The sequence below is a fragment of the Nocardiopsis sp. NPDC050513 genome (assembly GCF_044457925.1).
Taxonomy (GTDB): Bacteria; Actinomycetota; Actinomycetes; order Streptosporangiales; family Streptosporangiaceae; genus Nocardiopsis.
In genome coordinates, this window is record NZ_JBITHK010000003.1 from 376,848 (window position 1) to 399,537 (window position 22,690).

The following is a 22,690-nucleotide window of genomic DNA, read 5'->3' on the forward strand; positions in this document are numbered from 1 at the left end:
GGTTCCGGAGCGGACCGCCCCGGAACTGATGACCGACACCCACGTGCGGCACTCGCACTCGCACGAATATTTTGAATGCATCATGCTTTCAATGAAGATAGAATGCTTTCATGACTGCTCTCACCATCCGGGACATACCGGAAGAAGTCGTCAGGGAGATGAAGATCCGAGCCGCCAAGGCCGGTCAGTCCCTTCAGGCCTATGCCCGCACCGTGCTCGCCCGCGACGTCTCCAAGCCCACCTTGGCCGACGCGGTGGAGGCCGCTCGCCGTACCGCCCAGTCGGACGTCACCGTCTCCGACGTCCTGTCCGCCATCGATGAAGGGCGATCCGGGCGTTGATCGTCATCGACAACTCAGCGCTCGTCGAGATGCTGACAGCGGTCGGCCCGGTCGGTTCGGCCGTGGCCGAACGGGTGGCCAAAGCCGACATCCTGTGCGCTCCACACCTCCTCGACACCGAGGTCATGTCGGCGCTTCTCGGCATGGCTCGCGGCAGAAAGATCACGCCAGGCCAGGCGGACAGGGCAATGATCGCCTATGAACGGCTACCGATCGACCGGTATGACGCGCTTCCGCTGTGGCCCCGTGTCAAGGTGCTCCGCGCGAACCTGTCCGCCTACGACGCCACCTATGTGGCACTGGCCGAAGCCCTGGGAGGATCGCTGGTCACCAGTGATGCCCGCATAGCCCGCAGCGGTGCGGCCCGATGTCCGATCGAGGTCTTCGACTAGGACGAACGCGGATCCGCACCGGTGCCCGGCCGCATCCGGCCGGACCTTCGACCCTGGTCAGGGATGCGCGTTACGCTCGTGTGCGCACCCCGACCGCGTGCCGTCCCGACCCGTCGACCCCGAGGAGCCCCGTGTCCTCCCCCGTCAACCTGCCCCTACTGGTCGCGCCGATCCTGTACCTCCTCGTGGGCATCGGCGCCGTCGCTCTCGGCCCGCTCGCCCCCGTCGGCCGTAAGGGTCTCACCGTGGCCAGCGGAGCGCTCATCCTGGTCAGCGCGATCATCGACCTGGTCATCAACCTGGCGTGGTTCCCGATCCACGAGTTCATCGGCGTCCCCCTCGGCTTCGACACGGCCACCCTCGTGGTCAACACCGTCTCCTACCTGTCCTACGCCCTGTTCGGCGTCGGGGTCATCCTCCTGGTGTTCGCCGCCACGCGCCGACGTCCGAAGCCCGCCGTCGGGCCTGCGACGGGCGTCCCCCGCCCACCCCAGACCCCGTACCGGCCCGGTCCCGCGGCCCAGCGTTGACCCCCGACGACAGCGGAGACGATCATGATCCACCTCGTCCTCAACATCCTGTTCGCCATCGTGGTGTTCCTCGTCCCCGGCGCCGTGGCGTTGGTCCGCGCCGCCGGATCGCCCAGCGGCAGGGGGCTCGTCTTCACGGGCGGCGGTCTGCTCATCCTGTCCGGACTCGTCAACGTCGGATGGGCGATCTGGTACTTCTCCCTCATCGTGGAGCCGTTCGGGAACACGGTCGCCGGGGGACCACTGCCGTACACGGGCCTGATCAACGCCTACAACACCGTCCGCCCCGTACTGGTGTCCATCGCGGTCGCCCTGCTGCTGTTCGCGGTGCTGAGCGCGCGCGGCAAGGTCCAGCCGAGCGCGGGGACGCCGACGCCACACGGCCACCCCCCGTACCAGTCCGCTCCGGGGTACCACGCCGCGCCGGGGCACCCGGGCCAGCCGTACACCCAGCAGGCCCCGGCACCCCCGGCAAACCACGGGCACCAGCCTCCCCAGCCCCCGCAGGCCCCCCGACCGGAACAGCGATAGTCGCGTCCCCATCGCGACCGACGCATCACGCCCACTCCCCCGAAGGCTGATCGAACCATGGCCGTGGACGACCCCCAGAAGCAGACCGGCGCACGCAGCCCCGAACGCCTCGAACGATGGCAGCGCGCCACGGAGTGGCCCCTCCTCGCCCTGGCCGTGGGCTTCCTGGTCGCCTACGCGTGGCCGATCCTCGACCCCGACCTGTCCGCGCGGTGGCGTGAGCTGTGCGCCTCGGCGGCCGGGATCGTCTGGTTCGCGTTCACCGTCGACTACGTGATCCGCCTGTACCTGGCCCCGGACCGGTGGGCGTTCGTCCGCGCGAACCTCCTGGACCTGGCCATCTGCCTGCTGCCGATGCTGCGCCCCCTGCGCCTGGTGCGTCTGCTGAGCGTGGTGTCGATCCTGCACCGGAAGCTGTCGGTCTCGGCGCGCGGGAACGTGCTGCTGTACACCGCCACCCTCACCGTGATCATCCTGTTCGTGGCGTCGCTGTCGGTGCTCCGCGCCGAGCGCGACGCCCCGGGCGCCAACATCACCACCATCGGGGACGCGATGTGGTGGACGCTGGTGACGATCTCCACCGTCGGCTACGGCGACCACTACCCGGTGACCGAGGGCGGAAGGATGATCGCCGTCGGCCTGTTCCTGGTCGGGATCGCCCTGCTCGGTGTCATCACCGGCGTGCTCGCCTCCTGGTTCGTCAAGTCCATCGAGGGCGAGAAGGAAGAGGAGCGGGAGCAGGACGCGCTCAGCGGCGACGAGGTGCGCGAGCTCCGGGATCTGGTGACGGAGCTGCGGGCCGAGCTCGACCGGACCCGGGCCGAACGCGACGCCGAGCGCGTGGTCGACGGGCTGGCCGAACCGGCGGACCGGTCCGACTGACCTCTCCGGGCCCGGCCCGGAAGCACGGTCGGCGCACCGACCGGCCCGGCGCCGGGGCAGCCCGCCCGAGGACTACTCCGGACGCGTGTACACCAGCGAGTACCGCCACATGAGCAGGCGGCGCAGCCGGGCCCCGGGCAGGTGCCGGGCGGCGGCGACCGCGATCTCCCGCAGGCTCATCTCCGGGTCGCGCACGGGCATGTCCCGGTGGCCGGACATCCGCGCCAGGTCGGGCGTGCCCGTGACGAGGCGCGCGGCGCGGACCCCCAGACCGATCGCCCACTGCGGCCCGAGCGCGGCCAGACTCGCGGCCACGTCCTCCCACCCCTCCTCGCGGTACAGGCCGAGGACGGCCAGGGTCCCGCCGGGTTCGAGGGCGGAGGCCAACCGTTCGAGGGTCGGGCCGAACGGCATGTGGTGGACGCTGGCGATCGCGCTGACGAAGCCGTACCCCTCCGGCGCGAGCTCGGCCTCCTCCAGCCGGGCGTGCTGGTAGCGCACGGGCAGCCGCACGGGGGTCCGCTGCCGGGCGAGCGCGACCATCTCCGCGGACGCGTCCACCGCGTCCACGGCCAGGCCGTGCTGGGCCAACACCCGGGCGAACCGTCCGTCGCCGCACCCCACGTCGAGGGCGCGGCTCCGGCCAGAGGGCGCCTGGCGGAGGAGATGTTCGTGATAGTGGCTGTTGTGGTCCCACGAGACGTCGATGGGACTGGGGGGCAGTACTCGGGTCATGCGCCCGGAGACTACCCGGCCTGCCGCTTGGCCTCCAGGGCGTCCATGGCGGCGACGGCGGTGGCGACGGTCTGGTGGACCGGGACCTGGCGGTGCAGGCCGACCAGGCGGACGACCTTGGTGACGCGCTCGTTCAGAGCGGCGAGCGCGAGGGAACCGCCCTGCTCACGGACGGTTCGGTACGCGTTGATGATGACGTTGAGTCCGCTGGAGTCCATGAAGTCCAGCGCGGACAGGTCCAGGATCAGGAACGGCCCGTGGGCCTCGATCGCGGACTCGATGTGCTCCTGGAGGTCGGCGGCGGTCGCGATGTCGAGCTCACCCTCGATCGCGACGATGACGCTGCGGCTGTCTACCCGCGTGCTCAGTCCAAGCCTGTGCACGATCACTCCTCCCGGCCCCACGTTGAGATGGCGGGGGTCCCTTCGCTAAACCATACGCAGACCGGCGGGCTGCGCCGTCGGGATCCGGCGCCACTCCCACAGAGCCGAACCACCGAGGGGACGAAGCTGGCGCGCCCGCGGTCTGGTAAGTCGTTGGACACACACGGTATAGGCGAACGGCCCGTTCGGGAATGCCATCACGGAAGAAATTTTCGCCTCCTGGGCACGAACCTGCCGCGAAGTGCCTGTTTTCACCCGTTGACACCGCGTTATTTCACGACATGGGAGGCGGTAAAATCGCCCACCCGTCGCACGTGGTCGGCGTCACACTACACATAGTGACTTTCGGTTCACTCGTCCAAGGAACGATCACTCCGCGTGATCGTTCGCGTGAACGCGTCGAGGAGTCCGCGCGCCGCGAGGGTCGCGGTGGTCTCCCCGGACCGCACCTCCTCCTCCAGGCGGGGCGCGAGCTCGCTCACCCGCGGGTCGCGCAGGAACGTGTCCATCACCTGGTCGCGCACCTGGTCCCACATCCAGCTGACCCGCTGGCGGCTCCGGCGCTCGGCCAGTCCGCCGCCGCGCTCCAGCACGGAGCGGTGTTCGACCACGGTCTCCCACACCTCGTCCAGCCCGTCCCCCGTCAGGGCGCTGCACGTCAGCACGGGCGGGCGCCAGTCGGGGTGCACGGGCTGGAGCAGGCGCAGCGCCCGGGACAGCTCCCGGGCGGCGCGGCGCGCGTCGTCGGCGTGCGGTCCGTCGGCCTTGTTCACCGCGACCACGTCGACCAGCTCCAGAACGCCCTTCTTGATGCCCTGCAACTGGTCGCCCGTGCGCGCGAGGGCGAGGAAGAGGAAGCAGTCGACCATCGCGGCCACGGTGACCTCGGACTGGCCGACGCCCACCGTCTCCACGAGCACCACGTCGTACCCCGCGGCCTCCATGAGCAGCATGGTCTCGCGTGTCGCCCGGGCGACCCCGCCCAGGGTGCCCGCCGTCGGCGAGGGCCGGATGAACGCGTCGGGGTCCACGGACAGGTGCGCCATCCGGGTCTTGTCGCCGAGGATGCTGCCGCCGGTGCGCGTGGAGGAGGGGTCGACCGCCAGCACCGCCACCCGGTGCCCGGCCGCGGTGAGCCGACCGCCGAGCGCGTCGATGAAGGTCGACTTGCCGACACCGGGGACGCCGGTGATCCCGACCCGCCGTGCCCCGCCCGTGTGCGGGAGCAGCCGCACCAGCAGTTCCTGGGCGGCCCGCGCGTGGTCCGGGCGGCGGGACTCCACGAGGGTGATCGCCCGCGCCAGGGTCGGCCGGTGCCCCGCCAGCACCCCCTCGGCGAGGACGTCCACGTCCACCGGGCGCCGCCCCCGGCCGCGCGTCCTCGAAGCCGGGCCGTCGTCGGCCACGCTCACTCCCCTTCCCGCTCGGGGTGGTCCAGTCGTTCCTCCAGTTGGTCCAGCAGCCCGATCGCGGCCTCGGCGATCACCGTCCCGGGCGGGAAGATCGCCGCCGCGCCCGCCTCCCGCAGCGGCTCGAAGTCCGCCGGGGGGATCACACCGCCCACCACGATCATGATGTCCTCGCGGTCGAGCCTGGCCAGCTCCTCGCGCAGCGCGGGGACCAGCGTGAGGTGCCCGGCCGCGAGGGAGGACACCCCGACCACGTGGACGTCGGCCTCCACGGCCTGGATCGCCACCTCGGCGGGGGTCTGGAACAGCGGGCCCACGTCGACGTCGAAGCCCAGGTCGGCGAAGGCGGTCGCGATGACCTTCTGCCCCCGGTCGTGCCCGTCCTGGCCCATCTTGGCGACCAGGATGCGGGGGCGCCGCCCCTCCGCCTCGGTGAACTCGTCCACACGGGAGGCCACGCGCTCCATGAGCCCCGCCGCGTCCTCGCTGCCGGCCGCCTCGTCCCTGTACACACCCTGGATGGTACGGATCTGCCCGGAGTGGCGGCTGAACACCTTCTCCATCGCGTCGGAGATCTCACCGACCGTGGCCTTGGCGCGGGCCGCGTCCACGGCGGCGGCCAGGAGGTTGTTCGTGAGCGCCTCGTCCGCGGCCGACTCGCGCCCGGCCGCCTCGGTGAGCGCGTCCAGGGCGGAACGCACGGCGGCCTCGTCGCGCTCCTCGCGCAGGCGGCGCAGCTTCTCCAACTGCTGGGCGCGCACCTCGGCGTTGTCGACCTTGAGGACCTCGATCTCGTCGTGGGCGTCCGGCCGGTACTTGTTGACGCCGATCACCGGCTGGCGCCCCGAGTCGATCCGCGCCTGGGTCCGGGCGGCGGCCTCCTCGATGCGCATCTTGGGCAGACCGGCGTCGATCGCCGCCGCCATGCCGCCCGCCTTCTCGACCTCCTGGATGTGCCCCCACGCTCTGGCGGCCAGCTCCTGGGTGAGCCGCTCGACGTAGTAGCTGCCGCCCCACGGGTCGACCACCCGCGTCGTGCCGGACTCCTGTTGCAGGAGCAGCTGGGTGTTGCGGGCGATGCGCGCGGAGAAGTCGGTGGGCAGCGCCAGCGCCTCGTCCAGGGCGTTGGTGTGCAGCGACTGTGTGTGCCCCTGGGTCGCGGCCATCGCCTCCACGCAGGTGCGGGCGACGTTGTTGAACACGTCCTGCGCGGTCAGCGACCACCCGGAGGTCTGGGAGTGGGTGCGCAGGCTCAGCGACTTGTCCTGGACCGCGCCCAGGTCCCTGACCAGGCGCGCCCACAGCAGGCGGGCGGCGCGGAGCTTGGCGACCTCCATGAAGAAGTTCATCCCGATCGCCCAGAAGAACGACAGCCGGGGAGCGAACCGGTCGACGTCGAGTCCGGAGCGCTGCCCGGCGCGGATGTACTCCACGCCGTCGGCGAGCGTGTAGGCCAGTTCGAGGTCGGCCGTGGCCCCGGCCTCCTGCATGTGGTAGCCGGAGATCGAGATGGAGTTGAACCGCGGCATCCGCTGCGAGGTGTAGGCGAAGATGTCGGAGATGATCCGCATCGACGGCTGGGGCGGATAGATGTAGGTGTTGCGGACCATGAACTCCTTGAGGATGTCGTTCTGGATGGTCCCCGACAGCTGCTCCGGGGCGACCCCCTGCTCCTCGGCCGCGACGATGTACAGCGCGAGGACGGGCAGCACCGCGCCGTTCATGGTCATCGACACGCTCATGCGGTCCAGCGGGATGCCGTCGAAGAGCTGGCGCATGTCGTAGATGGAGTCGATCGCCACCCCGGCCATGCCGACGTCGCCGGCCACGCGCGGGTGGTCGGAGTCGTAGCCGCGGTGGGTGGCCAGGTCGAAGGCGACGGACAGGCCCTTCTGCCCGGCCGCCAGGTTGCGCCGGTAGAAGGCGTTGGACGCCTCCGCGGTGGAGAAGCCCGCGTACTGGCGGACGGTCCAGGGCTGGTTGACGTACATGGTCGGGTACGGCCCGCGCAGGTACGGGGGGATGCCCGGTAGCCCGTGCACGAAGTCGAGGCCCGCGCGGTCGGCGGGGGTGTAGAGCGGCTTGACCGAGATGCCCTCGGGGGTCTCCCACTCCAGGGCGTCGACGGCCTTGCCGCTGCGCGCCTGGACGGCCTCGCGCCAGTCGGCGGCGCCGTCGCCGGTGGACTCGGGCGGCTCGGGGGCCACGGTGGAGAAGTCGGGGATCATGCGATCTCCTCCCGGGAGGCGGCGGGTCGGGGCGCGTCGGAGGCGGACGGTCGGGCCGGGGCGTCGCTGAGCAGGACGTCCATCAGGTCGGTGAGCAGGGCGACCGCGTCACAACCCCGGTGGGCGAACACGTCCACCCCGGCCTCCCGGTAGGAGTCGCGCGGCGGTCCGGCGAGCAGGACGCGGCGGGCGCCCGCCTCCCTGAGCGCGCGGGCGGCGGTCTCGGCGTGCTCGGCGTAGACCTTGTCCGAGGAGCAGATGACCGCGACCCGGCAGCCGGAGGCGGCGAAGGCGTGCCCGGCGTCGTGGGCGTCGTCGAGCGGTCCGGGCCGTTCCACCGCGATCCCGCCCGCCGCGAGCAGGTTGGCGGCGAAGGAGGCCCGCGCGGTGTGCGCGGCGACCGGGCCGAGCGTGGCCAGGAAGGCGGTGGGCCGGTGGCCGGTGTCGCCGGTCCGGGCGTCGCCGCGGTCGCGCAGGTCCTCGAAGTCCTGGGCGTAGCGGCGGACGGGGAAGCCCCCGGGGGTGCGGGCCCGTGCGGGGTCGGGGGGTCTGACCAGCGGGGTCTCGTCGAGGTCGGGGAACTCGCTGACGCCGGTGAGGGGCGCGCGGCGGTGCGCGATGTCGGTCCGGCGGCGCTCCCACACCTCGTCGACGCGCTCGCGCAGCAGCCCGTGGGCGAGGGCCTCGGCGGCGCCGCCGGAGCCCTCCAACTCCTGGAAGAAGGACCAGGCGGCGCGGTAGAGGTCGCGGGTGAGGGCCTCGATGTAGAAGGAGCCGCCCGCCGGGTCGATGACCTGGGCCAGGTGGGACTCCTCGATGAGCAGCGACTGGGTGTTGCGGGCGATCCGTCGCGCGAAGTCGTCGGGCAGGCCGACGGCCGAGTCGTAGGGGGCGACCGTGACCGCGTCCGCGCCGCCGACCCCGGCGGCGAAGCACGCCACGGTGGTGCGCAGCATGTTCACGTGCGGGTCGCGGCGGGTGGTCATCGCCCCGGAGGTGGTCGCGTGCAGGCGCATGGCGCGCTGGTCGGGGGCGAGGCCGCACGCGGCCAGGACCTGGTTCCACATGGCGCGCACGGCCCTGAGCTTGGCGATGACCGAGAACTGGTCGGCGTTGGCGGCCAGGCGGAACTCGATCCGGCGCGCGGCGTCGGCCGCGTCCAGACCCGCCTCGTGCAGCGCGCGCAGGTAGGCGGTGCCCGCGGCGATCGCGGTGCCGAGTTCCTGGGCCTCCGACCCGCCCGCCTCGTGCACGAGCGTGCCGTCGGCGACGAGCAGGCCGAGTCCGGGGCGGTCGGCGGCGAGTTCGACGGCGAGGCGGACGGGGTCGGTCAGGTCGGGGCGCCCGCCCGCGCGGGCCGCGGTGGTCAGCGGGTCGATGCCCAGGTGGGCGATGATCCGGCCGTCCGGCACGCCGGAGTCGGCGTGGGCCTCGAGCAGGGCCCGGGAGGCGTCGGCGTAGTCGGGGCCGGGGTCCAGGACGACGGGCGCCAGGTCGAGGTAGACGTCGGTGAGGGCCGCGCCGAGGGAGGCGGTCGGCAGGGCGTCGCCGCCGACGCTGATCCACAGGGAGCCGACGCCGTTCATCAGGTCGGTGTGCAGCCGCCGCCGGAGGGTGTCCGGGTCCGTGTCGGTGTGGCGGGCCCGGATGTCCCATCCGCCCGTCGCCGCGCCCTCGGGCCGGTAGCCCCGGGTGAAGGGCGGCTGCCCGGGGAAGCCCGGGTCGGCCGCGGCGGGCTCGCCGGTGTACAGCGGGTCGATGTCGAAACCGTCGTAGGTGCGGGTGGCGAGCACCGCCTCGGGGGCGTCGGCGAGCCGCTCCTCCGCGACGCCGCTCTTGCGCAGCACCCCGGCGACGAGTTCGCGCCACCGGTCGCGGGTGGCTTCCGGGAACCCTTCGGCCAGGTTGGGGGTACTGGGATCGCCAGCACCTCTCTCAGGGACGTCCATACTCCGAGATGGTAGAGAATCGCGTTCGGTCCGGCGGCGTCGGGGTGTGGTGCGGCGCACATGAGCCGAGTCCCAGTCGGATCCCGATCCCCGCGCCACCCACTGTATGACACGGGTCACACCGGCTCTGGTGGCCGCTCGCGTCGGGCGGCGCGCCGCGGCGCGGCGCGCACCGGGCTTCGGACTAGCCTGACCTGGGGGAACGCCCGGCGACCAGGCCGGTGGCGCCGGTACCGAGCACGGGTGGGCGGATGGGACTTCGGTTCTTCGACGACGACCAGTTCGACTACGAGACGCGGCTCGCGCTGGGGGCGGCCTACCGGCGCGCCACGGACGTCGGCGAGGTCCTGGCGACGGCCGGGCGGATCACCCCGGGCGGTGACGCCGAGGCGTGGTTCACCGCGTGGACCGGTCTGGCCCGCCGGGTCCGCGAGCGGGCTGAGCTGTCCGCCGCCCGGGGGTGCCGGGTGAGCGCCGGGGAGGGCCATCTCCGTGCCGCCAAGTACTTCGCCACCGCCCTGGTCAGCGTCGACGCCACGGACGACCCGGAGCGGCTCGTCCCGGTCTTCCGCGAACACCGGGACTGCTTCGACCGCTTCGCCGCCGCCGCGGAGCCGCCCGCCGAGCGCGTCGACATCCCCTACGGGGGCGACGTGCTGCCGGGGTTCCTGTTCGGCCCGGTCGACCGCTCCGGCCCGCTGCCGACGCTCATCGTCTGCAACGGCAGCGACGGCGCGCTCACCGACGTGTGGTCGCTCGCGGGCGCGGGCGCCGTCGCGCGCGGGTACCGCGTGCTGCTGTTCGACGGCCCGGGGCAGCAGTCGATGCTGTTCCTGCGCGGGGTGCCGTTCCGGCACGACTGGGAGAACGTCATCACGCCGATCGTCGACTTCCTGCACGACCGCCCCGACGTCGACCCGCAGCGGATCGCCCTGCTCGGCATCAGCCAGGCCGGGTACTGGGTGCCCCGGGCGCTGGCGTTCGAGCACCGGATCGCCGCCGCCGTCGCGGACCCGGGCGTGATGGACGTGGCGACCTCGTGGTGGCGGCACTTCCCCCAGGAGATGCGCGACCTGTGGGAGGCGGGTGAGCGGGACGCCTTCGACCGGTACGTCCTGGAGGGCGACGACGACCCGGCCGCCCTCGCGACCTGGCGGTGGCGGGCCAAGCCGTACGGCCACTTCGCCCCGTTCGACCTGTTCTCGGAGCTCGCCCGGTACACGCTCTCCCCGGTCGTGGACCGCGTGGCGACGCCGCTGCTCATCACCGACCCGGAGGGCGAGGGCTTCTGGCCGGGTCAGTCCCGGCAGCTGTACGACGCGCTGCTCGGGCCCCGGGAGCTCGTGCGGTTCACCGCCGACGAGGGCGCCGACCTGCACTGCGAGCCGCTGGGCCGCGCCGTCTTCGAGCAGCGGGTGTTCGACTGGCTCGACGAGCGGTTGGCCTGAGCGGCGGCCCCGCACCCGTCGGCCGGGCCCGGAGACACGAGGGGTGCGGCGCCGCAGACGGCGCCGCACCCCGGGATCGGAGGGCTCCGGGACGGTCAGACCGTGGTCTCGTCCGTCCGGAAGCGCGCCACGTCCTCCTGCTCCCAGCAGTCCACATCGGTCAGCTCGGGCATGGTGTCCTTGGTGAACACCGGGTCGATCCCCCGCTTGCGCTGGGCGAGGTAGTCGGTGAGCAGTCGGCACGCGATCGGCGCCAGGAAGGCCAGAGCGGCCAGGTTGACCAGGGCCATGAAGCCCATGGTCGTGTCCGCCAACGTCCAGACCAGGCCGCCGGAGCCGACCGCGCCGAGGAAGGTCACCGCGATCAGCAGCACCCGGAAACCGGTCAGGGCGGCCGGGCTGCCGGTGAGGTAGCCGACGTTGGCCTCACCGTAGAAGGCGTTGCCCAGCACCGAGGTGAAGGCCACCAGCAGGATGATCAGCGTGAGCAGGTGCAGCGCCCAGGAACCGAGGTTGGCCTCCAGCGCGTTCTGGGTGAGCGTCGGACCGGCCTCGGCCGTGTAGCTCGGGTTGGACACGAGGATGATGAACGCCGTGGTGGAGCAGACGATCAGCGTGTCGAAGTAGACGCCCAGGGTCTGCACGAGGCCCTGCTTGACCGGGTGGCTGACCGCGGCGCTGGCGGCGGCGTTGGGAGCCGAACCCAGGCCCGCCTCGTTGGAGAACATGCCGCGGCGCATGCCCTGCACGATCGCCGTGCCGATGCCGCCCGCCGCGATCTCGCGGATCCCGAACGCGTGGGTGACGATCTCGGTGATGACGGCGGGGATCTGGCCGACGTTCATCGCGACCACGGCCAGGCCCATGAGGACGTAGACGGCCGCCATGAACGGCACCAGCAGCGTGGCGGTCTTGGCGACCCGGCGCCCGCCGCCGAAGATGATCACGGCGGTGACGGCGGCGAGGACCGCGCCGACCGCGTAGGGGATCCACGGGGCGGCGTCCGCGCCGGTGGCGGTGGAGACCGTGTTGGCGACGGCGGCCGAGATGGTGTTGCTCTGCACGCTCGTGAACGCCAGACCGAAGGTCACGATGACGATCACCGCGAAGAGCATCCCCATCCACTTCGCGCCGAGCCCGCGCTCCATGTAGTAGGCGGGGCCGCCGTAGTAGCCCTCCTTGCCCCGTGACTTGTAGAGCTGGGCGAGGGTGGACTCGACGAAGCTGGCCGCGCCGACCAGCAGCGCCATGGCCCACATCCAGAAGATGGCGCCGGGGCCGCCGAGGGCGATCGCGGTGGCCACACCGGCGATGTTGCCGGTGCCGATGCGGGCGGCGGCGGACACGGCGAAGGCCTGGAAGGCGGAGATGGGCTTGCCGCCGTCGGCGGCGAGACCGGGGTCGTCGCGCATGGCGCGGAACATCTCGGGGACGAGGCGGAACTGCACGGCGCCGGAGCGGACCGTGAAGTACAGGCTGAGAAGGATCAGGAGGGGGATGAGCAGGTACGCCCAGAACACATCGTTGAAGGCGACGATGCCCTCGTTCACGGCATCCACGGGGGGACTTTCCCTTCGTCGTCGGCGGATGCGGCGGTGCCTCGCTCCGCGACCGATTCATGTCCCGTAGGGGCGGGACAGGTGTGGCTGGTCGGGTTGGTCCGGACACGAGGTGACGCTTCCGACGAGGTCATCGCAGGGAGCCACCCGGCAGCCCGAGGGGGGTGGTTCGGGCCGCGGACCAGGAAACGGTAAATCGGACGCGAACGCAAGGCACATCACGGGTGACCATGGCCCCCGACACCCTTCCCCTCAACGGTCAGAACGGGGCAGACCGGGCGCGAGAGCGACTGGTCGGACCCACCGCGCGGGGCTGGCTCGGATCAGGTGAAAGCCATGGTGAACCGGGCTGCGCGCCACACCAGATTCATCCACAACCGAACAGAAAGAGACACACAAAGAAAAACAACAGAACGGAATTCTGTCGTGACGCACATCACGACAGCAGTGCGGCCGAGGTGACGGTCAACGTCCGTGCGCACACGTTCAGCGACCAGCGGGGGATCCGCCCCGCACCGTGTCCCAGCGGCGGGCCCTCGCCCGGCGCGACGAACGGCCGCGCCTCCGGGGACGGCGTCGGAGCGCGGCGGCGCCTCGCCGAGGCCGGTGCGGGGACCAGGCGAAGACCAGCGAACCACCGGTGACGCCGACCAGCGTTCCCAGGACGAAACCGCCGAAGTTCGAGGCCGCGAACGCGGCCAGGGCGAGCAGCACCCCGACGATCCCGTGGAAGGAGTGGTGCGCGGGCTGCGCCCAGCTCATCAATCCGTTGACGACCAGCAGCGCTCCGATGAGGTAGTGCGAGGAACCGGCGAGCCCCGCGACGACGAGCAGGTCCGGCGGAAGCACCAGCGACCGCGCGGTGGGCACGGCCAGGACCTCGGCGCCTGCCAGGACGAGGACCAGGCCGCCCCAGAAGGGACGGGTCCAGCGCCAGTGGCGGAATCCTCGCGCGGCGGCCCGCAGGACGGCGATGGGGCGGAGCATGGTCAGAAGCACTCGGGCTCGTCGAAGCCGACGGCGAACCGGGTGTCGGGCAGCCGCAGGTCCGCGGCCGTGATCGCCAGGACGCGCGCCCGGAGGTCGATGAGGCGCAGGGTGTCGGCCTGCTGGCCGAACCCGCCGGGCGGCCCCTGTCCGCCCGCGGCCCTGTCCAGGGTGCTGGCGTCCCGGCCGATCTCCACGTCGGTGAACTCGACGTCGGCGGTGAACTCCTCGACGTCGAACACCACCGAGTGGCCGACGACCGGCTCGTCGTGACCGGCGGTGACGCGGACCACGACCGGGCCGAGCGGGGTGTCGAGCAGCGTCGACTGGCAGAGGCCGACCAGTTCGGCCCGCTGCATGGTGGTGACGGCGACCGGGATGCTGGTGCCGTCGATGGTGTGGTCGAAGGAGCCGAACTGGGTGAACCCCTGTGCGTCCAGGACGTCGGCGGAGACCTTGATCCGGTCCCCGGACACGGCGAAGGCCGCCGCGAGCAGGCCCTGGAGGGTCATCGCGCCGAGCAGTCCGGCCGCCGCGAAGCCGGGCAGGGCGACGAGGGCGAACCTGCGCCATCGCGTCCCGCCCCGAGGGGCCCCCTCGGACGAGTCCGGCATGTCCCCCGCACCTCCCACCGGCCGTGTCCGCGGCGCGGAGGCGACGCGGAGGCCGGCTCCGGCGCCGACGCGCCCGCACGTGCCGTGTCGCACGCGCCTGCCCGACGCTAGTCGCAGGCACCACTCCGGGCAATTACCCCATCACGGTGAGTCGCACAGTCATCCGACATCGGCGGTCGGAGGCCGCGCGCGAGGGGCCGTGGCGTCATCCCCCGCAGTGGCGCTTGACATGACGTCATTTATGGCGTCATGATGACATCATGGATCTGATGCCGTACGTCGACGAACTCCGTCGCCAACTCCTGATGGCCGCCGAATCCGGGGACGAGGACACCCGGGCCATCGCCGAGCGCCTCAGCGCGGCGCTCGAAGCCGCTGCGCGGTTGACGCTGCTGGATGCCCTGTCCGATGCCGCGGACGAGATCACCCGGGACCTCGCCCCTGGTTCGGTCGAGGTCCGGCTACGTGGGCGCCAAACTGACTTCATCGTGACGTCACCCGATTTCGAGGACGTTGACGAGAACGGCTTCGCGCCGCCGGGGACCTACCAGGCCGAGGCCGGGGAGGACGGCCGGACGTCCACGGGGCAGCTCCGGGGCGACGCCGAGGACGGCGGCACGTCGCGGATCACCCTCCGCCTGCCCGACCGCCTCAAACCGCGCGTCGAGGAGGCGGCCCGCGCCGAGGGACTGTCGGTCAACGCCTGGCTCGTGCGCGCCGTGGGAGCCGCGCTCGACGGCGGCGTCCGTCGGCCCGACAGCCGGACACGCCAGATCGGCCGCGGCTACACCGGCTGGGTCCGCTGACCGGACCCGGTCCCCGAACCTCCACCACCACGTCTCCCACCTGTGGAGACGACCACCAACGCCACGTCTGGGAGACAGCCATGCCGACTTTCGACACCCCCGAACCGATCACCGCCGCCCTCAGCCTGGTGGCCGGAAGCGTCCAGATCACGGCCGGAGACCGCACGGAGACCACCGTCGAGGTCCGCCCGCGCGACACCGGCAAGGACAGCGACGTGCGGGCCGCCGCACAGGTCGAGGTCGCCTACGCCGCCGGCCGCCTCGAGGTGCGCGACCCCCAGCCCACGGGCCTGGGCCGCGTGATCGGGCGCAAGGGCATGGTCGACATCACCGTCGAACTGCCCGCGGGCTCGCGCGTGCAGGCCACGGGCGGCTTCGGCGGCCTGCGCTGCGACGGGCGGCTGGGCGCGTCCGAGATCGCGTTCTCCCACGGCAACATCGCCGTGGACCGCGTCACCGGCAACGCCGAACTCACCACGGGGTACGGCTGGATCCGAGCGGAGGAGATCGGCGGCTCCGCCGTCGTCAAGTCCACCGGCGGAGCCCTCACCCTCGGCACGGTGACCGGGGAGCTGCGGGCCAACTCCGCGCACGGCGACATCACCGCCGACCGGACCCTGGCCTCCGTCACCGCGCGCACCACCCACGGCAGCATCCGGCTCGGCCAGGTGGTCCGCGGCAGCGTCGACGTGGAGACCTCCTTCGGCGAACTGGAGGTCGGCGTCCGCGAGGGCACCGCCGCCTGGTTGGACGCGGTGTCCAGGAAGGGCGTCGTGCGCAGCTCCCTGGAGGCCGCCGAGGGCCCCGGCCCCACCGACGAGACCGTCGAGATCCACGCCCGCAGCGTCCACGGCGACGTCCTCATCCACCGGTCCTGACCGAGAACAGCAGAGAGGCAGACATGACCCAGCCCACCCCCCGCGCGGCCGTGACGGTCACGGGACTGCGCAAGTCCTACGGGGACCACACCGTGTTGGACGGTGTCGACCTGGACATCCCCGCCGGAACGGTCTTCGCGCTCCTCGGCCCGAACGGCGCGGGCAAGACCACCGTCGTCAAGATCCTCTCCACCCTGATCGGCGCCGACGACGGCCGTGCCCGGGTCCTCGGGCACGACGTGGCGGAGGAACCCGACGCGGTGCGCGCCGCGATCGGCGTCACCGGGCAGTACTCGGCGGTGGACGGCCTGCTCACCGGGCGGGAGAACCTGATGCTCATGGCGAGGCTGAACCGCCAGGGCCGGGCCCGCGCCCGCCGCCGGACCGACGAGCTGCTGGAGCTGTTCGACCTGGTCGACGCGGCCGCCAAGCCCGCCTCCACCTACTCCGGGGGCATGCGCCGCAGGCTCGACCTGGCCATGACCCTGGTGGGCGGGCCGCGGCTGATCTTCCTGGACGAGCCGACCACCGGCCTGGACCCGCGCAGCCGCCGGGACATGTGGCAGATCATCCGCGAACTCGTGGCCGACGGCGTCACGGTCTTCCTCACCACGCAGTACCTGGAGGAGGCCGACCAGCTCGCCGACCGGATCGCGGTCCTGGACCAGGGCACGATCGTGGCCGAGGGCACCGCCGCCGAACTCAAGCGCCGGATCCCCGGCGGACACGTCCGCCTGCGCTTCGCCGAGGCCCACGCGCTGGAGTCTGCGGCCCAGGCCCTGGGCGGCGAGGCCGACCCCGACGCGCTGGCACTGGACGTACCCGGCGGGGACGGGGTCGCCTCGCTGCGCGAACTCCTGGACCGCCTCGACTCCGCGTCGATCACCCCCGAGGAGCTGTCGGTGCACACCCCGGCCCTCGACGACGTCTTTCTCGCGCTCACGGGCCACCGGAGCACGGACGACCACGCACGGAAGGCACACCGATGACCGCCCTCGCCCACACCGTCGGCGACTCGGCCACGATGGTGGCCCGCCAGCTCCGCCACATGCTGCGCTACCCGTCCATGACGCTGCTCCTGGCCGGGATGCCGATCTTCTTCCTCCTGTTGTTCGTGTACGTCTTCGGGGGCGCCATGGGCCCCGGAACGGACGGCGCCGCCGCCAGCCGCGCCGACTACCTCGCCTACATCGTGCCCGGCACCGTCCTGATCGCGGTGACGAGCGCGGCCCAGGGGACGGCCATCTCGGTGGCCATGGACATGACCGAGGGCATCGTCGCCCGGTTCCGCACCATGGCCATCGCCCGGGTCTCGGTCCTGACCGGGCATGTCGTCGGGAGCCTGGTCCAGGCGATGCTGTGCGCGGGCCTGGTCGTCGCGGTCGCCCTGCTCATCGGATTCCGGCCCAGCGCGGGCCCGGCGGAGTGGCTGGCGACGGTCGGCCTGCTGGCGCTGGTGTCCTTCGCCCTCACCTGGCTGTCGGTGGCGCTCGGCCTCGTCGCCAAGACCGTCGAGTCGGCCAGCAACCTGCCCATGCCCCTGGTGTTCCTGCCCTTCCTGGGCAGCGGCTTCGTGCCGACCGAGACGCTGCCGACCGGCCTGCGCTGGTTCGCCGAGTTCCAGCCGTTCACACCCGTCATCGACACCCTGCGCGGACTGCTGACGGGGACCGGGATCGGCGACAGCTGGATCGCCGCGGTCGCCTGGTGCGCCGGCATCGCCCTGGTCTCCTACCTCTGGGCCAGGAAGCTCTACGACCGCGACCCGTCGGCCTAGGCGCGGAGGCGGTGCCGCCCCGGTCCGCGGACGCCGACCGGGGCGGGGCGCCGGAACCGCTCATGCGGTGCCGCTCCACCAGACGGGTGATCGTCACGGTGCCGTCGTCGGCGGTGGTGTAGGTGACGTCACGCCTCATAAGTGCACAGGGTTCGCGTGAACCGGCTGGAGATTCCAGGAGTCCTATACACGAACCCGCCAGGCCCGCGCACTCGGCACTTTCGGGTCCTCAGAACACGTATTGACGCACGTGTCCGAACCCTGGTAGACAACTCAAGCCCCTGCCCCCCTCCGGCCCCTGCCCCCGCCGGCGCGTCGCGAGGCGCTGAGAGTGTCCTCTCCGTTGACGGCCCTGAACGAGCCACTCGCCCAAGGGAGCCAAGAATGGTGGACCAGCCCACCGCCCCCGTGTCGGATCCCACTCCCCCTCGCCGCCGTTCCCCGCGCCGCGCGATCGCGGCGCTCGGGCGCCGCGCCAAGGCCAGCTCCCCGGGACTGCTGGTCTCGGTGCTGGGCGCCGCCCTCCTCAGCACCGTCTTCGGCGCGGGGGCCATGGGACGCGCGGACGAGATGTCCGACGGCGCCGTGTGGCTCTGGAGCAGTCCCCTCGGGGAGGCCGTCCGCGTCAACGGCAACAACGCGCAGATCGACCTCGTCGCCGCGCTGCCCGAGTCCTCGGGGAGCCGGGTCCGGGTCACGCAGAACGACGACTACCTGCTCCTGTTCGACCCCGTCACCGGCCGGGTGACCTCGGTGGACCTGCGGGAGATGGGCTTCTCCGGCGTGCTCGACCTGGGCGCCGGCGGGGACTTCAGCCTGACGCTCGGCGAGGAGGCCGCCGTGGTCGTCGACCACGAGGGCGGCGAGATCAGGGCGGTCGACCCCGCGACCCTGCAGCCCACGGGTCCCCTGCTGAGGATCCCGGCCCCGCTGGCGGGCGGCGCCTTCGACGACTCCGACACCCTCTGGCTCGGCGTGCCCACCCAGGGAACGGTCGTCGGCGTCGCGGTCCAGGACGGGGAGGCCACCATCGAGCAGACCGTGTCGGTGGCCGACCCGGGCGCCGACCTCGCCGTCACGGTCCTCGACAGCGGCGTGCTCGCGGTCGACCGGACCGGCGTGAACATGGTGGCCGTCAACGGCCGCGGCGAGCCCCGGGTCCTCACCTCGCCGGTCCCCCTGGAGGGAGCCGAGCTTCCGGAGCGCACCCGCGGCGACCTGGCCGCCGTGACGCTGCCCGCGTCGGGCGAGATCGTCACCGTGGAGGACCCGGGCGGAGCGGGCCGGATCCAGAGCTTCTCCACCGGCCGCGGGGGCGGCGGCGTCGCGGTCCCCCACGAGGGCCGCCTCTACGTCCCCTACGAGGACGAGGCCACCGTGCGCGCCTTCGACTCCGCCGGGCAGGAGCTCAACCCGATCAGCCTGGCCGGAGCCGAGGGGCCCCTGGAGCTGGAGACCCGCGAGGGGAACCTGTACATCAACGCGCCCGACTCCGGGGTCGCGGCGGTCGTCGACCCCGAGGGACAGGCCACCGTCATCGACAAGACCGCCCGGCCGCCCGGCACGGGTGACGAGGACAAGAACGAGGAGGAGACCGCTCCCCGGGATCCCCTGCCGGGCGACGTCACGCCGCCCGCGCCGGACGTCCCCCGCCCCGAGACGCCCGTCACCGAGACGCCCGACGCCCCCGAGGCTCCCCAGGCGCCCGCCCCGGAGACGCCCACCAGGCCGGAGACGCCCACCAGACCGGAGACGCCCGCTCCCGACCCCCGGGAGACCGAGGCCCCTCGGGAGGACGAGGAGGCCGAGCCCGACCCCGGCGTGCCGCCGGGCGCCCCGGCACCCGTCACCGCCACGTCCGGGGACGGTTCGGTGACCCTGAGCTGGCCCGAGGCCTACTCGCCGGACGCGCCGGTCGACAGGTACTCGATCACCTGGGCGGGCGGATCGACCACCGTGCCCGGGTCGGAGTTGGAAGCTCGGATCGACAGTCTGACCAACGGCACCGCCTACCGCTTCCGGGTGACGGCGACCAACGAGTTCGGCACCGGCCCGGCCGCGCAGACCACGGAGGTCACCCCGAACTCGGCCACGCCCGGCGACCCCGCCGACGTCACCGCGCAGGCGTCCGGCAACGACTCGGCGACCGTCACCTGGCAGGCCGCCGACAACGCCACGGACTACCTGATCACCACCGCCAACACCGGTGGCGGGGCCGCGCCCAGCGACCGGACCTCAGCGGGCACCTCGGTGGAGATCACCGGACTGACGCCGGGACAGACCTACACCTTCACCGTCACCGCCCGGGGTGAGGGCGGTGTCGCCGGCGGGTCGGCCACCAGCGCCCCGCTCGCGATGAGCGCGCTGACCGTCGGCAACCCGAGCAACGTCAGCCACTCCGTCAACGGCAACCAGGTCACGGTCACCTGGACCGCGGCGGAGAACGCGACCCAGTACCGGATCACGCCCGCGGGCGGCGGAGGCGCGAACCTGAGCGCGGTCACCGTCACGGGCACCTCGCACACGTTCACCCGGGGCGGCGGACGCTGCTACGCCTTCACCGTGCGGGCGATCGGCGCCGACGGCACCGAGAGCGACGGTTCCGCGTCCAGTCCCAGCGCCTGCGTACGGGAGTTCAGCTGATGCCGACGACACACGACACCCGCGAGGAGGCGGCCGTGGCACCGAGGAAGTCCCGCAGACGCGCCTGGACGAGCGCGGTCGGCGCGGTCGCCGTGGCGGTGTCCGCCCTGGTCATGACCTCGGCGACCGTTGTCCAGGCGGCCGACCCGGCCACGGTGTGCAACGGCGGCGACGGCCGCAGACCGGACGCGGGGTCCGGGACATACGGCCAGGTCAACAGCGCGGCGATCCCGGGCGGCGGGGGCACCCTCTACCTCTTCTACAACAACACCACCGGCTACAACTGCGCGGTGACCATCAACGCGGGCGTGGGCACCACGTACATGGACGTGGGCCTGCGGCAGACCGGCAACAACGGCACGGCGCAGTGGAACAGCGGCCAGTTCGGCCAGTACGCCGGGCCCGTCTACGTCTCGGCGCGGGGCATCTGCGTGGACACCACGGGAGCCGTGGGCGACCAGTCCACGGCCCTGATCGGGACCAACTGCGGCTCCTGACGCGGCGGCTCAGCCGCGGGCGGTGCACACCTCGTCGGCGTAGGCGACCTCGTCCACGCTGACGACGGCGATGACGGTGAAGCAGTAGTCCCCGTCGGCGTCGAGCCCGTCCACCGCGGCCTCGGTCTCCCCGGGCACCACGGCGGCGAGCGAGGCGGGGACGCTGCCGAGCGGTCCTCCGACCACGTGGTGCGCCGCCTCTCCCCCGGTGTTGTCCTCCCAGGTCAGCACGACCGTGGCGCCGGAGTCCTCCAGTTCGACACCGGTGGGCGCCGCCTCGGCGACCACGTTCGCCCGCGGCGCGTCCGACGCGTCGTCGGAGGGCGAGGCGGAGGGATCGGCCGCGGACGGCCCCGGGTCCGCGCCGGACCGCACGACGACCACGACGCCCACCGCCACGGCGGCGAGCACGAGGACCGCGCCCGCGACGGCGGCGTAGAGGGGCCACCGCCGGCTCGGCATCGGGGTGGCCCGCACACGCGTCTCCGGAGGCGTCCACCCGGCGGGCGGGGCGGGAGGCCCGGCTTCGGCGGGGTTCCGGAACCCGGGCGAGGGCGGAGGCGGGGGCTCCCGTCTCGGCGGAGGACCCGACCAGACGTCCAGCCCGGCCCAGGGGTCGTCGGAGGGCGCCGGTTCGGGTGCGCGGTCCGGCGGCGGGGAGGGTCGGGGGGCGTGACCGCCCTCGCGCACACCGGTCGTCGGGTGACCGTCGGAGGACCCGTCCTCACCGCGGTTCACCACTGAGACGGTGTCGGGGTCGTCCCCTCCGCCCGCCTCGCGCGAGCCCGCGCCGGTGTCCCACCACGCGCGGACCCCAGGCTCGTCGGCGGTACCGGGCTCCCCGGCGAGAGACGACGGCGCGGCCTCCCCAACCGCTCGGTCGTCGTCTCCGGCTCGCTCCGAGGACCCCTGATCCGACTCCCACCACGCGGGTTCCTCTGGCGCCTCGGTGACGCTGACCGCCCCATCGGCCCCAGGCTCGTCGGCGGTACCGGCGTCCCCGACCGGAGGCACCGGCGCGGCCTCCACCGCCGGGGCGTCGTCTCCGGCCGGTTCCGAAGACTCCTGGATCGTGTCCCACCACGCGGGCTCCTCCAGCCCGACGGTGGTGTCGACCGCCCCCTCGGCCCCCGCGTCAGCGTCGGGCTCGGGTGGCACCTCCGGTTCAGGCCCACCGACCGCACCGTCCTCCCCGGCAGGAGACCTCGATGCCGCTTCCTCGGGCACGTCGAGCCCGACGTCGGGGGCGCCGGGAGCGACCGCCTCGGCCAGCGCCTCGGCGAACCCGGCGGCGCTGGCGAAGCGCTCGGACGGCTCCTTGGCCAGGGCCCGGCCCAGGACCGCCTCCAGAGCGGCGGGCACGTCCTCGCGCGCGATCCGCGGCGGAGCCTCGCCGAGCACGCGCTCCCGGTACCCGAACGGGTCGTTCGACGCCGGGTCGTCGAAGGGCGCGTGCCCGGCCAGCAGCGTCCACAGCGTGACCGCCAGCCGGTAGACGTCGGAGGCCGCCGAGTGCGGCTCGCCCCGCAGCGCCTCCGGCGGCGCGTACCGGACGGCGTGCACGTCGAGTCCCGCCGCGGGCGGAACGGCGTCGACGGGCAGGACGGCACCGGCGTCGGCGAGCACGGCGCCCTCGTCCGACAGCAGCAGGTTGCCCGGTTCCACCCCGTGGTGCAGCAGACCCAGGGCGTGGACGGCCCCCAGCGCCTCGGCGACGGCCAGGCCCACGCCCACGACCTCGTCGACCGGCAACGGGGAACGGCGGCGCAGGGCCGCACCGTAGTCGCCGCCGTCGGCACACGCCATGGCGACGAAGGGCCGTCCCGAGGTCGTGTGCCCGTCGCCGACCACCGGGACCACGCCCGGAAGGCCGGACAGCTCGCGCAGCCGCGCGACCTCGGTCGCCCCGTCCGCGTCGCGCATCACCTTGAGGGCGACCGGCTGGTCACCGCCGTCCGGCATCCCCCGGTACACGGTCGAGGCCGAGCCGCGGTGCAGGACCTCCAAGGAGTGGAATCCCGGCACCAGACTGCCTCCGCGCGGCCCACCGCTCACGAGGCCCCTTCCCTTCTCATCTCATCGGTCACGGACCCCGGCGCAC

At 72.8% G+C, this 22,690-nt stretch carries 21 protein-coding genes; 12 read left to right on the forward strand and 9 right to left on the reverse strand.

Annotation, left to right across the window (positions count from 1 at the left end):
* Nucleotides 1-110 precede the first annotated feature (110 nt).
* The 5 genes from ACIBFB_RS06960 (at nt 111) to ACIBFB_RS06980 (ending at nt 2,676) form a co-directional block, all read left to right on the forward strand.
* Nucleotides 111-341, forward strand: a complete 231-nt coding sequence (locus tag ACIBFB_RS06960) for a FitA-like ribbon-helix-helix domain-containing protein (protein ID WP_397227118.1) — start codon at nt 111-113, stop codon at nt 339-341.
* Nucleotides 338-733, forward strand: a complete 396-nt coding sequence (locus tag ACIBFB_RS06965; RefSeq protein ID WP_397227120.1) for a type II toxin-antitoxin system VapC family toxin — start codon at nt 338-340, stop codon at nt 731-733. Before ACIBFB_RS06960 ends, ACIBFB_RS06965 begins: the two co-directional genes overlap by 4 nt.
* A gap of 131 nt (nt 734-864) precedes the next feature.
* The gene (locus ACIBFB_RS06970) at nt 865-1,263 is read left to right on the forward strand and encodes a hypothetical protein (RefSeq protein WP_397227122.1); all 399 of its coding nucleotides are present in this window, start codon (nt 865-867) and stop codon (nt 1,261-1,263) included.
* Nucleotides 1,264-1,287: 24 nt separating this feature from the next.
* Nucleotides 1,288-1,794, forward strand: coding sequence for a hypothetical protein (locus ACIBFB_RS06975; RefSeq protein ID WP_397227124.1), 507 nt, complete (start codon nt 1,288-1,290; stop codon nt 1,792-1,794).
* Nucleotides 1,795-1,851: 57 nt separating this feature from the next.
* A complete protein-coding gene (locus ACIBFB_RS06980; RefSeq protein WP_397227126.1) occupies nt 1,852-2,676 on the forward strand; it encodes a potassium channel family protein in 825 nt (274 codons plus the stop codon).
* A gap of 72 nt (nt 2,677-2,748) precedes the next feature.
* On the opposite strand, the gene ACIBFB_RS06985 is transcribed toward ACIBFB_RS06980, so the two are convergent.
* The 5 genes from ACIBFB_RS06985 to ACIBFB_RS07005 form a co-directional block, all read right to left on the reverse strand.
* A complete protein-coding gene (locus ACIBFB_RS06985; RefSeq protein WP_397227128.1) occupies nt 2,749-3,411 on the reverse strand; it encodes a class I SAM-dependent methyltransferase in 663 nt (220 codons plus the stop codon).
* Between the two features lie 11 nt (nt 3,412-3,422).
* On the reverse strand, nt 3,423-3,794 hold the full coding sequence (locus ACIBFB_RS06990) for an STAS domain-containing protein (protein ID WP_397227130.1): 372 nt from the start codon (nt 3,792-3,794) through the stop codon (nt 3,423-3,425).
* A gap of 350 nt (nt 3,795-4,144) precedes the next feature.
* Nucleotides 4,145-5,206: a methylmalonyl Co-A mutase-associated GTPase MeaB gene (gene meaB, locus ACIBFB_RS06995; protein ID WP_397227132.1), complete on the reverse strand. Its 1,062-nt coding sequence runs from the start codon at nt 5,204-5,206 to the stop codon at nt 4,145-4,147.
* On the reverse strand, nt 5,203-7,431 hold the full coding sequence (gene scpA / locus ACIBFB_RS07000; RefSeq protein WP_397227134.1) for a methylmalonyl-CoA mutase: 2,229 nt from the start codon (nt 7,429-7,431) through the stop codon (nt 5,203-5,205). The genes meaB and scpA overlap by 4 nt, the downstream gene beginning before the upstream one ends.
* The gene (locus ACIBFB_RS07005) at nt 7,428-9,380 is read right to left on the reverse strand and encodes a methylmalonyl-CoA mutase family protein (protein ID WP_397227136.1); all 1,953 of its coding nucleotides are present in this window, start codon (nt 9,378-9,380) and stop codon (nt 7,428-7,430) included. Before ACIBFB_RS07005 ends, scpA begins: the two co-directional genes overlap by 4 nt.
* A 251-nt stretch (nt 9,381-9,631) precedes the next feature.
* On the opposite strand from ACIBFB_RS07005, the gene ACIBFB_RS07010 reads away from it, so the two are divergent.
* Nucleotides 9,632-10,828 (forward strand): alpha/beta hydrolase family protein, encoded by a 1,197-nt coding sequence (locus tag ACIBFB_RS07010; protein WP_397227138.1) that lies wholly within the window; start codon nt 9,632-9,634, stop codon nt 10,826-10,828.
* Between the two features lie 95 nt (nt 10,829-10,923).
* Here the strand turns inward: ACIBFB_RS07010 and ACIBFB_RS07015 are convergent, their stop codons facing one another.
* From ACIBFB_RS07015 to ACIBFB_RS07025, 3 genes are all read right to left on the reverse strand, one after another.
* Nucleotides 10,924-12,387, reverse strand: a complete 1,464-nt coding sequence (locus tag ACIBFB_RS07015) for an alanine/glycine:cation symporter family protein (RefSeq protein ID WP_397227140.1) — start codon at nt 12,385-12,387, stop codon at nt 10,924-10,926.
* A 486-nt stretch (nt 12,388-12,873) separates the two neighbouring features.
* Nucleotides 12,874-13,386: a DUF6114 domain-containing protein gene (locus tag ACIBFB_RS07020; protein WP_397227142.1), complete on the reverse strand. Its 513-nt coding sequence runs from the start codon at nt 13,384-13,386 to the stop codon at nt 12,874-12,876.
* Nucleotides 13,377-13,988, reverse strand: a complete 612-nt coding sequence (locus tag ACIBFB_RS07025) for a DUF6230 family protein (RefSeq protein WP_397227144.1) — start codon at nt 13,986-13,988, stop codon at nt 13,377-13,379. Before ACIBFB_RS07025 ends, ACIBFB_RS07020 begins: the two co-directional genes overlap by 10 nt.
* A 260-nt stretch (nt 13,989-14,248) precedes the next feature.
* Here ACIBFB_RS07025 and ACIBFB_RS07030 point away from each other — a divergent pair, with 260 nt between their 5' ends.
* The 6 genes from ACIBFB_RS07030 (at nt 14,249) to ACIBFB_RS07055 (ending at nt 20,589) form a co-directional block, all read left to right on the forward strand.
* A complete protein-coding gene (locus ACIBFB_RS07030; protein ID WP_397227146.1) occupies nt 14,249-14,794 on the forward strand; it encodes a histidine kinase in 546 nt (181 codons plus the stop codon).
* Nucleotides 14,795-14,874: 80 nt separating this feature from the next.
* Nucleotides 14,875-15,672 carry a DUF4097 family beta strand repeat-containing protein gene (locus ACIBFB_RS07035; protein ID WP_397227148.1) on the forward strand — a complete coding sequence of 266 codons (798 nt, stop codon included), beginning with the start codon at nt 14,875-14,877 and terminating at the stop codon, nt 15,670-15,672.
* A 23-nt stretch (nt 15,673-15,695) separates the two neighbouring features.
* The gene (locus ACIBFB_RS07040) at nt 15,696-16,661 is read left to right on the forward strand and encodes an ATP-binding cassette domain-containing protein (RefSeq protein WP_397227150.1); all 966 of its coding nucleotides are present in this window, start codon (nt 15,696-15,698) and stop codon (nt 16,659-16,661) included.
* Nucleotides 16,658-17,449 carry an ABC transporter permease gene (locus ACIBFB_RS07045; RefSeq protein ID WP_397227152.1) on the forward strand — a complete coding sequence of 264 codons (792 nt, stop codon included), beginning with the start codon at nt 16,658-16,660 and terminating at the stop codon, nt 17,447-17,449. The genes ACIBFB_RS07040 and ACIBFB_RS07045 overlap by 4 nt, the downstream gene beginning before the upstream one ends.
* A 384-nt stretch (nt 17,450-17,833) precedes the next feature.
* The gene (locus ACIBFB_RS07050) at nt 17,834-20,092 is read left to right on the forward strand and encodes a fibronectin type III domain-containing protein (RefSeq protein WP_397227154.1); all 2,259 of its coding nucleotides are present in this window, start codon (nt 17,834-17,836) and stop codon (nt 20,090-20,092) included.
* Entirely contained in the window at nt 20,092-20,589 is a 498-nt protein-coding gene (locus ACIBFB_RS07055; protein WP_397227156.1) for a spore-associated protein, read from the forward strand. The genes ACIBFB_RS07050 and ACIBFB_RS07055 overlap by 1 nt, the downstream gene beginning before the upstream one ends.
* Nucleotides 20,590-20,598: 9 nt before the next feature.
* Here the strand turns inward: ACIBFB_RS07055 and ACIBFB_RS07060 are convergent, their stop codons facing one another.
* A complete protein-coding gene (locus ACIBFB_RS07060) occupies nt 20,599-22,614 on the reverse strand; it encodes a protein kinase (protein WP_397227158.1) in 2,016 nt (671 codons plus the stop codon).
* Nucleotides 22,615-22,690 lie beyond the last annotated feature (76 nt).

Coding starts and splice junctions, on each gene's coding strand:
- ACIBFB_RS06960 (WP_397227118.1), top strand. CDS start 111: ATGACTGCTCTCACCATCCGGGACATACCGGAAGAAGTCGTCAGGGAG.
- ACIBFB_RS06975 (WP_397227124.1), top strand. CDS start 1,288: ATGATCCACCTCGTCCTCAACATCCTGTTCGCCATCGTGGTGTTCCTC.
- ACIBFB_RS06980 (WP_397227126.1), top strand. CDS start 1,852: ATGGCCGTGGACGACCCCCAGAAGCAGACCGGCGCACGCAGCCCCGAA.
- ACIBFB_RS06985 (WP_397227128.1), bottom strand. CDS start 3,411: ATGACCCGAGTACTGCCCCCCAGTCCCATCGACGTCTCGTGGGACCAC.
- scpA (WP_397227134.1), bottom strand. CDS start 7,431: ATGATCCCCGACTTCTCCACCGTGGCCCCCGAGCCGCCCGAGTCCACC.
- ACIBFB_RS07005 (WP_397227136.1), bottom strand. CDS start 9,380: ATGGACGTCCCTGAGAGAGGTGCTGGCGATCCCAGTACCCCCAACCTG.
- ACIBFB_RS07010 (WP_397227138.1), top strand. CDS start 9,632: ATGGGACTTCGGTTCTTCGACGACGACCAGTTCGACTACGAGACGCGG.
- ACIBFB_RS07025 (WP_397227144.1), bottom strand. CDS start 13,988: ATGCCGGACTCGTCCGAGGGGGCCCCTCGGGGCGGGACGCGATGGCGC.
- ACIBFB_RS07030 (WP_397227146.1), top strand. CDS start 14,249: ATGGATCTGATGCCGTACGTCGACGAACTCCGTCGCCAACTCCTGATG.
- ACIBFB_RS07035 (WP_397227148.1), top strand. CDS start 14,875: ATGCCGACTTTCGACACCCCCGAACCGATCACCGCCGCCCTCAGCCTG.
- ACIBFB_RS07040 (WP_397227150.1), top strand. CDS start 15,696: ATGACCCAGCCCACCCCCCGCGCGGCCGTGACGGTCACGGGACTGCGC.
- ACIBFB_RS07045 (WP_397227152.1), top strand. CDS start 16,658: ATGACCGCCCTCGCCCACACCGTCGGCGACTCGGCCACGATGGTGGCC.
- ACIBFB_RS07050 (WP_397227154.1), top strand. CDS start 17,834: ATGGTGGACCAGCCCACCGCCCCCGTGTCGGATCCCACTCCCCCTCGC.
- ACIBFB_RS07055 (WP_397227156.1), top strand. CDS start 20,092: ATGCCGACGACACACGACACCCGCGAGGAGGCGGCCGTGGCACCGAGG.